At 58.1% G+C, this 11,646-nt stretch carries 10 protein-coding genes and 3 tRNA genes; 12 read left to right on the top strand and 1 reads right to left on the bottom strand.

All coding sequences use genetic code 11. From position 1 onward, the window contains the following. Positions 1-106 precede the first annotated feature (106 nt). The 6 genes from CFBP1590_RS18490 to CFBP1590_RS18465 all read left to right on the top strand — a co-directional run bounded on the left by CFBP1590_RS18490 (position 107) and on the right by CFBP1590_RS18465 (position 6,128). On the top strand, positions 107-1,201 hold the full coding sequence (locus tag CFBP1590_RS18490; protein WP_004883892.1) for an ABC transporter ATP-binding protein: 1,095 nt from the start codon (positions 107-109) through the stop codon (positions 1,199-1,201). Beyond that, positions 1,201-2,310: an ABC transporter ATP-binding protein gene (locus CFBP1590_RS18485; protein WP_029241484.1), complete on the top strand. Its 1,110-nt coding sequence runs from the start codon at positions 1,201-1,203 to the stop codon at positions 2,308-2,310. The genes CFBP1590_RS18490 and CFBP1590_RS18485 overlap by 1 nt, the downstream gene beginning before the upstream one ends. Then, positions 2,307-3,176 carry a carbohydrate ABC transporter permease gene (locus CFBP1590_RS18480; protein ID WP_004883896.1) on the top strand — a complete coding sequence of 290 codons (870 nt, stop codon included), beginning with the start codon at positions 2,307-2,309 and terminating at the stop codon, positions 3,174-3,176. Before CFBP1590_RS18485 ends, CFBP1590_RS18480 begins: the two co-directional genes overlap by 4 nt. 10 nt (positions 3,177-3,186) lie before the next feature. Next, complete coding sequence (locus CFBP1590_RS18475) at positions 3,187-3,987, top strand: carbohydrate ABC transporter permease (RefSeq protein WP_004883897.1); 801 nt, start codon at positions 3,187-3,189, stop codon at positions 3,985-3,987. An 11-nt stretch (positions 3,988-3,998) separates the two neighbouring features. Continuing rightward, complete coding sequence (locus CFBP1590_RS18470; RefSeq protein WP_004883898.1) at positions 3,999-4,271, top strand: DUF2160 domain-containing protein; 273 nt, start codon at positions 3,999-4,001, stop codon at positions 4,269-4,271. A gap of 84 nt (positions 4,272-4,355) precedes the next feature. Beyond that, on the top strand, positions 4,356-6,128 hold the full coding sequence (locus tag CFBP1590_RS18465) for an ABC transporter substrate-binding protein (protein ID WP_029241485.1): 1,773 nt from the start codon (positions 4,356-4,358) through the stop codon (positions 6,126-6,128). Positions 6,129-6,193: 65 nt separating this feature from the next. On the opposite strand, the gene folD is transcribed toward CFBP1590_RS18465, so the two are convergent. Beyond that, positions 6,194-7,048, bottom strand: a complete 855-nt coding sequence (folD, locus tag CFBP1590_RS18460) for a bifunctional methylenetetrahydrofolate dehydrogenase/methenyltetrahydrofolate cyclohydrolase FolD (RefSeq protein ID WP_029241486.1) — start codon at positions 7,046-7,048, stop codon at positions 6,194-6,196. Between the two features lie 295 nt (positions 7,049-7,343). Between folD and CFBP1590_RS18455 the strand changes: the two genes are divergently transcribed. The 6 genes from CFBP1590_RS18455 to clpX all read left to right on the top strand — a co-directional run bounded on the left by CFBP1590_RS18455 (position 7,344) and on the right by clpX (position 11,497). Then, a tRNA-Arg gene (locus CFBP1590_RS18455) sits at positions 7,344-7,420 on the top strand. 52 nt (positions 7,421-7,472) lie between these two features. Continuing rightward, a tRNA-His gene (locus tag CFBP1590_RS18450) sits at positions 7,473-7,548 on the top strand. A gap of 56 nt (positions 7,549-7,604) precedes the next feature. Further along, positions 7,605-7,689 (top strand) — tRNA-Leu (locus CFBP1590_RS18445). A gap of 373 nt (positions 7,690-8,062) precedes the next feature. Continuing rightward, complete coding sequence (gene tig, locus CFBP1590_RS18440) at positions 8,063-9,373, top strand: trigger factor (RefSeq protein WP_004883903.1); 1,311 nt, start codon at positions 8,063-8,065, stop codon at positions 9,371-9,373. Between the two features lie 91 nt (positions 9,374-9,464). Beyond that, positions 9,465-10,106 carry an ATP-dependent Clp endopeptidase proteolytic subunit ClpP gene (clpP, locus tag CFBP1590_RS18435; RefSeq protein WP_002552734.1) on the top strand — a complete coding sequence of 214 codons (642 nt, stop codon included), beginning with the start codon at positions 9,465-9,467 and terminating at the stop codon, positions 10,104-10,106. Between the two features lie 107 nt (positions 10,107-10,213). Further along, a complete protein-coding gene (gene clpX / locus CFBP1590_RS18430; RefSeq protein ID WP_088235692.1) occupies positions 10,214-11,497 on the top strand; it encodes an ATP-dependent Clp protease ATP-binding subunit ClpX in 1,284 nt (427 codons plus the stop codon). Positions 11,498-11,646 lie beyond the last annotated feature (149 nt).

Genomic DNA, 11,646 nt, shown 5'->3' with positions numbered 1-11,646 from the left:
AGTGCTCTGGGACGGGCCTTGGCGGGGTATCGGCAGAACTGGCACGAATGTCGCTATCTGCACACCAGTCACGCATTACCCTTAAAAAAACAACAAAGGGCACGCCATGTCTCTCACGCTGGAGCACGTCAGTCGCGCAGTCGATGGCCAAATATGGATCGACGACGCGTCCCTGAGCTTTGAGCCAGGATCCTTCAACGTTCTGCTGGGGCGAACCCTGTCAGGCAAAACCAGCCTGATGCGCCTGATGGCCGGGCTGGACAAACCCGACAGCGGGCGAGTGCTGATGAACGGGGTCGATGTCACCCATCGTCCGGTTCGCCTGCGCAACGTCTCGATGGTTTACCAGCAGTTCATCAATTACCCGAGCATGACGGTATTCGAAAACATCGCCTCGCCGCTGCGTCAGGCGGGCATGTCCAAGGACGTTATCCACAGCCGCGTCCACGAAACCGCGAAAATGCTGCGCATCGAGAAGTTTCTGCAGCGCCATCCCCTTGAACTGTCCGGCGGCCAGCAGCAGCGCACCGCGATGGCCCGGGCGCTGGTCAAGGATGCCGAACTGATCCTGTTCGACGAGCCGCTGGTCAACCTCGACTACAAGCTGCGCGAAGAGCTGCGTCAGGAGATGCGCGAGCTTTTCGCCGCTCGCCATACCATCGCCATCTACGCCACCACCGAACCCAACGAAGCGCTGGCGCTGGGCGGTACGACCACCATCCTGCATGAAGGTCGGGTGGTGCAGAGCGGCAAGACCCCTGAGGTCTATCACAAGCCCGCCACCGTGCTGGCTGCCGAGCTGTTCTCGGAACCGCCGATCAACCTCATGCCGGGGCGCATCGATGGTAACGAGGTGAGCTTCGCCAACTTCGTGCATTTCCCGCTCAACGTCGACCTGCGCGCCATCGGTGATGGTGAGTACCGCTTTGGCGTGCGGCCCAGCCACCTCAGTCTGGTGCCGTCCAACGACGATGACCTCGAGCTGGCCGTGACCGTGGAGCTGGCCGAAATCAGCGGCTCGGAAACCTTCCTGCACGTGCGCAACGAGCTGTTCTCGCTGGTGCTGCATCTGCCGGGCGTTCACGCCTACGACGTCGATGCGCCGATCCGGGTGTACATCCCGACCCACAAACTTTTCGTGTTCGATCAGCAGGGCGGCCTTATCCAGGCGCCGGGCCTGCGCATGTCGAGGGTTGCCTGATGGCCGAGATCCGATTGCAGAACCTGGCGCACAGTTACAGCGCCAACCCTGGGCCTGATGATTACGCGATTCGCGAGATGAGCCATATCTGGGAGCAGGGCGGGGCGTATGCGCTGCTCGGGCCTTCCGGCTGCGGCAAGTCGACCTTGCTCAACATTATTTCCGGCCTGCTGAGCCCGTCGCAGGGGCAGGTGCTGTTCGACTCCAAAGTGGTCAACGAACTGCCGCCCGAACACCGCAACATCGCTCAGGTTTTCCAGTTTCCGGTGATCTACGACACCATGACCGTGTTCGATAACCTGGCCTTTCCATTGCGCAACCAGGGCATGGACAAGGCGCGCATTCTCGCCAAGGTCAATGAAATCGCCGAAGTGCTGGATCTGCAGCCATTGCTGAAAAAGAAGGCGCGCAACCTGACGGCGGATGAAAAACAGAAAGTGTCCATGGGGCGCGGGCTGGTACGTGATGACGTTTCGGCCATCCTGTTCGACGAGCCGCTGACGGTCATCGACCCGCACCTGAAATGGAAGCTGCGCCGCAAGCTCAAGCAGATTCACGAGCAGTTCAACATCACCATGGTCTACGTCACCCACGACCAGTTGGAGGCCTCGACCTTCGCCGACAAGATCGCGGTGATGTACGGCGGCCAGATCGTCCAGTTCGGCACCCCGCGTGAACTGTTCGAGAAGCCCCGGCACACCTTTGTCGGCTATTTCATCGGCAGTCCCGGCATGAACCTCATCGACGTGCAGCCACAGGGTGACGGCGTCGGTTTTGGCGACGTTCACGTGCCGCTGTCCGGCCTGTTGCAGCAGCAGATCGCACGGACCTCGTTTACCAGTCTGAAAATCGGCATTCGCCCCGAGTTCGTGCACGTCTGGGACGGCCCCTACGAGGAAGCGATGTGCGCCGAGGTGGTCTACGTCGAGGATCTGGGCACTTACAAGATTCTGACCCTGTCGCTGGCCGGGCAGAAGATCAAGGTGCGCATGCCCGAAGACAAGCCGGTGCCGCAAGGTCAGGCGTGGATCAGTTTTCCGGCGCAGTGGCTGATGGTGTACGCCGATGACTTCCTGCTTGAGCCCACTCCAGAGCGAGACCTGCCATGAATAACAAGGTCCAGAACAACAAGGCCTGGTGGCTGGTGCTGCCGGTGTTCCTGCTGGTGGCCTTCAGCGCCATCATTCCGATGATGACCGTGGTCAACTACTCGGTGCAGGACATCTTCGACCAGTCCAGCCGTTACTTTGTCGGCACCGACTGGTTCAGGCAGGTCCTGCAGGACCCGCGTCTGCACGACTCGCTGCTGCGTCAGTTCATTTACTCGGGCAGCGTGCTGCTGATCGAGATTCCGCTCGGCATCGCGGTCGCGCTGTGCATGCCGACCAAGGGGCGCTGGTCGACGGTCTGCCTGATCCTGATGACCATCCCGCTGCTGATTCCCTGGAACGTGGTCGGCACCATCTGGCAGATCTTCGGCCGTGGTGACATTGGTCTGCTGGGTTATACGCTGAACAACATTCTGCACATCAACTACAACTACGCGGCCAATGCGTCGGATGCCTGGGTCACGGTGCTGGTCATCGATGTCTGGCACTGGACATCCCTGGTGGCGTTGCTGAGCTACTCGGGTTTGCGGGCCATTCCGGACGTCTACTATCAGGCGGCGCGGATCGACCGGGCGTCGAGCTGGGCAATCTTCCGGCACATTCAACTGCCGAAGATGAAAAGTGTGCTGCTGATCGCCGTGATGCTGCGGTTCATGGACAGCTTCATGATCTACACCGAGCCGTTCGTGCTCACCGGCGGCGGTCCGGGCAACTCCACCACCTTCCTCAGCCAGACCCTAACGACCATGGCGCTCGGGCAGTTCGACCTGGGTCCGGCGGCCGCTTTCTCGCTGGTGTATTTCCTGATCATTCTGCTGGTGTCATGGGTGTTCTACACCGCCATGACCCACAGTGAAAAGAATTGAGGGCCGGGTCATGAGTCTGCGCAAAGCCATACCGATGCTGATTTATCTGCTCTTTCTGCTGGTGCCGATCTACTGGCTGGTCAACATGTCGTTCAAGACCAACACCGAGATCCTCGGCGGTCTGACCCTGTGGCCGCAGGATTTCACCCTGGCCAACTACAAGGTGATCTTCACCGACGAGAGCTGGTACAGCGGCTACATCAACTCGCTGTACTACGTGTGCCTGAATACCGTGATATCGCTGAGTGTCGCGTTGCCAGCGGCCTACGCGTTTTCACGCTATCGTTTCCTCGGCGACAAGCACCTGTTCTTCTGGCTGCTGACCAACCGCATGGCGCCACCAGCGGTGTTTCTGCTGCCGTTTTTCCAGCTGTATTCCTCTATCGGTCTGTTCGACACGCACATCGCTGTGGCTCTGGCGCATTGCCTGTTCAACGTGCCGTTGGCGGTATGGATTCTGGAAGGCTTCATGTCGGGGGTTCCGAAGGAGATCGATGAAACCGCCTACATCGACGGTTACAGCTTTCCCAAGTTCTTCGGCAAGATTTTCATCCCGCTGATTGGTTCGGGGATTGGTGTCACGGCGTTCTTCTGCTTCATGTTTTCCTGGGTCGAGCTGCTGCTGGCGCGCACCCTGACCTCGGTCAATGCCAAGCCGATTGCTGCGGTCATGACACGTACGGTCTCGGCGTCCGGTATCGATTGGGGCGTGCTGGCTGCGGCCGGTGTGCTGACCATTCTGCCGGGCATGCTGGTGATCTGGTTTGTTCGCAACCACGTGGTCAAGGGCTTTGCCCTTGGCCGTGTCTGAGGAGACGAAAAATGGAGTGGATGTCCTGGACACTGCCCACCGCGGCCTTCTTCGGCAGTATCGCGTTGCTGTTGGTGGGAATGACGGTATGGGAGCTGCGCTCGGCCAGTATCGAGCGTCGCGGATTTCTGCCGATTGCCACCACACGTGGCGACCGGCTGTTCATCGGGCTGTTGGGCAGTGCTTATCTGCATCTGATGGTGATCGGCGCGACCGACTGGAGTATCTGGGTCGCTTCGGGGGCCTCTCTGGTGTGGCTGTTGGTGGTGATGCGTTGGGGTTAGCAGGCGGGCGGGCGTGATTGTCCGCATGACGGCTGGCGGTATTCGAAAAGCGGGACTACATAAGAAGCAACTCTTGAGGTGTCTATGTTCAATAAGAAAAACAAGCTGCAACATAGCGTGACGTTGGCAACCATGATCATGCTCAGCGGGCTGAGCGTTTCAGCCTGGGCGGATCAATACGAGGATGCGGCAAAGAAGTGGGCGGCCAGCGAATTCAAGCCGACCACGCTTTCCGATGCCGAGCAGTTGAAAGAGCTTGAGTGGTTCATCAAGGCTGCCGAGCCGTTCCGTGGCATGGACATCAAAGTGGTGTCGGAAACCCTGACCACCCACGAATATGAATCCAAGACCCTGGCCAAGGCATTTACCGAAATTACCGGGATCAAGGTCACTCACGACCTGCTTCAGGAAGGCGACGTCATCGAGAAGCTGCAGACCGCCATGCAGTCTGACAAAAGCATCTATGACGGCTGGGTCAACGACTCTGACCTGATCGGTACGCACTTCCGTTACGGTAAAGCGCTGTCTCTGACCGACCTGATGGCCAGTGCCGAGGGTGCGAAAGTCACTTCTCCTACGCTGGACCTGAAGGACTTCATCGGCACTTCCTTCACCACCGCACCGGACGGCAAGCTGTATCAGCTGCCCGACCAGCAATTTGCCAACCTTTACTGGTTCCGCGCCGACTGGTTCGATCGCGCAGACCTGAAAAAGCAGTTCAAGGACAAATACGGCTACGAGCTGGGCGTTCCGGTGAACTGGTCGGCCTATGAAGACATCGCCAAGTTCTTCAGCGAAGACGTGAAAACCATCGACGGCAAGCGGGTCTATGGCCACATGGATTACGGCAAGAAAGATCCATCGCTGGGCTGGCGCTTCACCGATGCCTGGTTCTCCATGGCTGGCAGTGGCGACAAGGGTCTGCCCAACGGCTTGCCTGTGGATGAGTGGGGTATTCGCGTTGAAGCCTGTCACCCGGTTGGCTCCAGCATCACCCGTGGTGGCGACACCAACGGTCCGGCGGCTGTCTTCGCCACCCAGAAATACATCGACTGGCTGAAAGCCTATGCACCGCCGCAAGCGGCAGGCATGACCTTCTCCGAGTCGGGGCCTGTTCCATCGCAGGGCGAGGTTGCGCAGCAGATCTTCTGGTACACCGCATTCACTGCCGACATGACCAAGCCTGGCCTGCCGGTAATGAACGCCGATGGCACTCCGAAATGGCGCATGGCGCCTTCGCCCAAGGGCCCGTACTGGAAAGAAGGCATGAAGCTGGGCTACCAGGACGTGGGTTCATGGACTTTCCTCAAGGCCACCGAAGAGAAAAAGCGTAACGCAGCCTGGCTCTATGCGCAGTTCGTGACCTCCAAGTCGGTGTCGCTGAAGAAAACCATCGTCGGCCTGACGCCGATTCGTGAATCGGACATCAACTCCAAGGAAATGACTGCGCTGGCACCCAAGCTGGGTGGTCTGGTCGAGTTCTACCGCAGCCCGGCCCGCGTGCAGTGGTCGCCAACCGGCACCAACGTTCCGGACTATCCGAAGCTGGCCCAGTTGTGGTGGAGCCATGTGGCTGAAGCTGTGACGGGTGAGAAGACCGCTCAGGCAGCGCTGGACGGACTGGCCAAGGATCAGGATGCGATCATGACGCGCATCGAACGCTCCAAGGTTCAGGATGCCAGCGGTTGTGCGCCGAAGATGAACCCGGAAACCACGGCTGAAGAGTGGTACAGCAAGGCCGAGAACAGCGGCGGCAAGTTCCTCGCACCTCAGCGCAAGCTGGCCAACGAGAAACCGAAAGGCGAAACCATTGCCTACTCCGACCTGCTGAAAAGCTGGGAAGCCGGGAAAAAATAAGCGTTCTTGAAGTACAAAAAACGGCACCCTCGGGTGCCGTTTTTTTTTGCTGCTGAAAAGCGGTATCAGCTGTGCAGCGTCTCGGCGGCGTACAGGGTGTTTTCCAGCAGGCAGGCGCGGGTCATGGGGCCGACGCCGCCCGGCACAGGCGTGATCCAGCCGGCGCGGGGCAGGGCGGTTTCATAGACCACGTCGCCGACCAGCTTGCCATCGGCCTGGCGGTTGATGCCGACGTCGATCACGATGGCGCCAGGCTTGATCCACTCGCCTTTCACAAGACCGGGCTTGCCAGCGGCGACCACGACCAGATCGGCGCGACCGACATGGCCAGCCAGATCCTTGGTGAAACGGTGAGTCACAGTGACGGTGCAGCCACCCAGCAGCAACTCCATCGCCATCGGACGACCGACGATATTGGAAGCGCCCACGACGACCGCGTCCATGCCGTACAGATCAACGCCGGTACTTTCCAGCAGGGTCATGATGCCTTTTGGCGTACACGGGCGCAGCAGGGGAATGCGCTGAGCCAGACGGCCGACGTTATAAGGATGGAAACCATCCACGTCCTTGTCGGGGCGGATGCGCTCCAACAGCAGCGAAGCGTCCAGATGCTCGGGCAGGGGCAGTTGCAGAAGGATGCCGTCGACGGCAGCGTCTTCATTGAGGCGATCGATCAGCTCGGTGAGCGCAACCTGGGTGGTGTCTGCGGGCAGGTCGTAGGCCTGGGAGATGAAGCCGACTTCTTCACAGTCCTTGCGCTTGTGGGAGACATACACCTGGGAGGCGGGGTCGCTGCCCACCAGAATCACCGCGAGGCCCGGCGTACGCAGGCCTTGCTGGCTACGTTCGGCGACACGTTTGGCGATCTGCTGGCGCAGGCTGGCGGCGATCGCTTTGCCGTCGATTAGTTTTGCAGTCATGACGCGTGATTAACCATCGAGAGGAAATAAAATGAGCGCGCATTCTCGCATGACATGGCGCGAGGGCAAAGTCGCTTGGTCAGCATATTCCGCTAACCCCTTTATCTAACTGAATTTTTTTCAAAAAAGAGTTGACGACCTTTGGGGGCGTCTATAAGATTCGTCGCACTTGCCGGGCAGAGCCCAGCACTGGTTAAGCTAGCACTGGTTGATTAGGTCAGGCAGAGTTGCAAATCAGCTCGGTGTGATTGAAAGCCTTTTAATTTGTGATCGTAAAAGAATACAGATTATATAAGTGCCCGTAGCTCAGCTGGATAGAGCATCCGCCTTCTAAGCGGATGGTCGCAGGTTCGAGTCCTGCCGGGTGCGCCATTCAAGGCAGCTTTGGCACAGCAAGTAAGATGTACTGGTCACATGCAATATGGTGGGCGTAGCTCAGTTGGTAGAGCACAGGATTGTGACTCCTGTTGTCGAGGGTTCGATCCCCTTCGTCCACCCCATATTAAGAAAGGCGCCAGATTTATAATCTGGCGCCTTTGCTTTAAAAGCTTGTAGCGCGGATGTGGTGGAATTGGTAGACACACTGGATTTAGGTTCCAGCGCCGAAAGGTGTGAGAGTTCGAGTCTCTCCGTCCGCACCAAGATACAAACAGCCTGAGTGGAAACGCTTCGGTTGCAACAAAAAAGCCGCCTAGTGCGGCTTTTTTTGTTTCAGCGTATTGGTTTTACCGTCTCGCTGGTCGAAGGCCTGCTGCCGTCGGTCGAGCGAGGCGCGCTACGCGGATGGAGTCGGTAGTGATCCGGTACACAGGCTTCCTTATATAGAAGGCCGTGCCAGACGCATCGCCTGCAGTGCGAGGCCTTTGTGGTTCGTGCTCGTCGGCGGTCCGATTCCTTCCTCTTAAACCGCCCTTTTTCAGTAGGGTGACTTCTTGAGTTTGACCCACTAGAATGCATGCCCTTGATTCTGGGGTCGGAAACGGCCGGCTAACGTCTGTGCAACGAGGAATATCCATGCAAGTTTCTGTTGAAAATACTTCCGCTCTTGAGCGCCGCATGACCATTGGCGTGCCTGCCGAACGCATCGAGACTGAAGTCAACAAGCGTCTGCAGCAGACCGCACGTAAAGCCAAGATCCCGGGCTTCCGCCCTGGCAAAGTGCCTATGAGCGTGATCCGCCAGCGTTACGAAGACGGCGCGCGTCAGGAAGCGCTGGGCGATCTGATTCAGGCTACTTTCTACGAAGCTGTCGTTGAGCAGAAGCTCAACCCGGCTGGCGCACCTGCTGTAGAGCCGAAATCCTTCGAAAAAGGCAAGGATCTGGAATACGTGGCGACTTTCGAAGTCTTCCCGGAATTCACCGTTGCCGGTTTCGACAGCATCGCTGTAGAGCGTCTGTCCGCCGACGTGGCCGACAGCGATCTGGACAACATGCTGGAAGTGCTGCGCAAGCAGAACGTTCGTTTTGAAGAGACCGATCGTGCCGCTCAGAACGAAGATCAGCTGAACATCGATTTCGTGGGCAAGGTCGACGGCGAAGCATTCGCCGGCGGTTCTGCCACTGGCACCCAGCTGGTTCTGGGTTCCGGCCGCATGATCCCTGGCTTCGAAGACGGTCTGGTTGGCGCCAAGGCCGGTGAAGAGCGCGTTCTGAACGTGACCTTCCCTGAGGATTACCAGAACCTGGAGTTGGCTGGTAAGGCTGCCGAGTTCACTGTGACCGTCAACACCGTTTCCGAGCCAAAGCTGCCTGAGCTGAACGAAGAGTTCTTCAAGCAGTTCGGTATCAAGGAAACCGGCATCGACGGTTTCCGCGCCGAAGTTCGCAAGAACATGGAGCGTGAGCTGCGTCAGGCCATCAAATCCAAGGTCAAGAATCAGGTAATGGACGGTCTGCTGGCCTCCAACCCGATCGAAGTGCCTAAAGCGCTGCTGGAAAACGAAGTCAACCGTCTGCGCGTTCAAGCGGTTCAGCAGTTTGGTGGCAACATCAAGCCTGACCAGCTGCCGGCCGAGCTGTTCGAAGAGCAGGCCAAGCGCCGCGTCGAGCTGGGTCTGATCGTTGCTGAAGTGGTCAAGCAGTTCGACCTCAAGCCTGACGATGCCCGCGTTCGTGATCTGATCCAGGAAATGGCCTCGGCCTACCAGGAGCCAGAGCAGGTTGTGGCCTGGTACTACAAGAACGAGCAGCAAATGAACGAAGTACGTTCTGTTGTGCTTGAAGAGCAAGTTGTAGATACTGTTTTGCAGAAAGCTAGCGTGACCGACAAATCGGTCTCCTACGAAGAAGCTGTCAAGCCGGTGGAAGCTCCAAAAGCCGACTGATTTCTCTTTTCGTTCGAAAACACCCACAAGCCAGCCTTCGCGCTGGCTTGTGCGTATTCAAGACTCGACTATTTGGGAGTGAATGCAGGACATGTCCCGCAATTCTTATATTCAGCAGAACTCTGACATCCAGGCCGCTGGCGGCCTGGTCCCGATGGTTATCGAGCAGTCCGCCCGTGGCGAACGCGCCTATGACATCTATTCGCGCCTTCTCAAGGAGCGGGTGATCTTTATGGTTGGTCCGGTAGAGGACTACATGGCCAACCTTATCGCGGCGCAACTGCTCTTCCTTGAAGCGGAAAACCCGGACAAGGATATCCATCTCTACATCAACTCACCGGGCGGTTCGGTGACTGCGGGCATGTCGATCTACGACACCATGCAGTTCATCAAGCCTGACGTGTCGACCATCTGTATCGGTCAGGCGTGCAGCATGGGTGCGTTCCTGCTGGCTGGCGGTGCCGAGGGCAAGCGTCACTGCCTGCCGAACTCGCGCATGATGATTCACCAGCCATTGGGCGGTTTCCAGGGTCAGGCGTCGGACATCGACATCCATGCCAAGGAAATCCTGCACATTCGTCACCGCCTGAACTCGTTGCTGGCGCATCACACCGGCCAGAGCCTCGAGACCATCGAGCGCGATACCGAGCGTGACAACTTCATGAGCGCAGAGCGTGCGGCCGAATACGGCCTGATCGACTCGGTGATCAACAAGCGTCAAATGCCTGCCTAAGCACCTCAAAATGTAGGGGGTCGGTGCAACCGACCGCCTGCGGACTTGAAAAAGCCCGCAATAGCCTTCATCTTGTGTTGCAAGCCTATCGGATTTGGATCGATCGAATGACTGACACCCGCAACGGCGAGGACAACGGCAAACTGCTCTATTGCTCCTTCTGTGGCAAAAGCCAGCATGAAGTGCGCAAATTGATTGCCGGCCCCTCGGTCTTTATCTGCGACGAGTGCGTCGACCTGTGCAATGACATCATCCGCGAGGAGGTGCAGGAAGCACAGGCCGAAAGCAGCGCGCATAAATTGCCTTCGCCCAAAGAAATCAGCGGCATCCTTGACCAGTACGTGATTGGTCAGGAACGTGCCAAAAAGGTTCTCGCGGTAGCGGTTTACAACCACTACAAGCGTCTGAACCAGCGCGACAAGAAAAATGACGATGTGGAACTGGGCAAGAGCAACATCCTGCTGATCGGCCCTACGGGTTCCGGCAAGACGCTGCTGGCTGAAACACTGGCCCGTCTGCTCAATGTACCGTTCACCATCGCCGACGCCACCACCCTGACCGAAGCCGGTTATGTGGGTGAGGACGTGGAAAACATTATTCAGAAGCTGTTGCAGAAATGTGATTACGACGTAGAGAAGGCCCAGATGGGTATCGTCTACATCGATGAAATCGACAAGATTTCGCGCAAATCCGACAACCCTTCGATTACGCGTGACGTTTCGGGCGAAGGCGTGCAGCAAGCCTTGCTGAAACTGATCGAAGGCACGGTGGCTTCGGTTCCGCCTCAGGGTGGCCGCAAGCATCCACAGCAGGAATTCCTGCAGGTGGACACGCGCAACATTCTGTTTATCTGTGGTGGCGCCTTCTCGGGCCTGGAAAAGGTCATTCAGAACCGCTCCACGCGCGGCGGCATCGGTTTCAACGCCGAAGTCCGCAGCAAGGAAGAGGGCAAGAAGGTTGGCGAATCCCTGCGTGAAGTCGAGCCTGACGATCTGGTCAAGTTCGGTCTGATCCCTGAATTCGTGGGCCGTCTGCCGGTTCTGGCAACGCTGGACGAGCTGGGCGAGGCTGCGTTGATGCAGATTCTCACCGAGCCGAAGAACGCGCTGACCAAGCAGTACGCCAAGCTGTTCGAGATGGAAGGTGTGGACCTCGAATTCCGCACCGATGCGCTGAAATCGGTTGCCCGTCGTGCGCTGGAGCGCAAGACCGGTGCCCGTGGCCTGCGCTCTATTCTGGAAGGCGTGTTGCTCGACACCATGTACGAGATCCCGTCGCAGAGCGACGTTAGCAAGGTGGTGATCGACGAAAGCGTGATCGATGGCTCGTCCAAGCCGCTGCTGATCTACGAAAACAGCGAGCCGCCTGCAAAGGTCGCTCCTGACGCGTAACGGCACTGTCGTTACACGTGAAGAGACATGAAAGGGGGCCCTCAGGGTCCCCTTTTGCATTTCCGGCACTCCCGTTCGTCTTGTAGAAGAGGGCGAACCTGAGAGGGCCGCAGCCCATGGGGCTTGTTTTTTTCGAACGCTACCCCCAT

The organism is Pseudomonas viridiflava, assembly GCF_900184295.1.
GTDB lineage: Bacteria > Pseudomonadota > Gammaproteobacteria > Pseudomonadales > Pseudomonadaceae > Aquipseudomonas > Aquipseudomonas viridiflava.
This window is presented reverse-complemented; position numbering and strand designations above follow the sequence as displayed.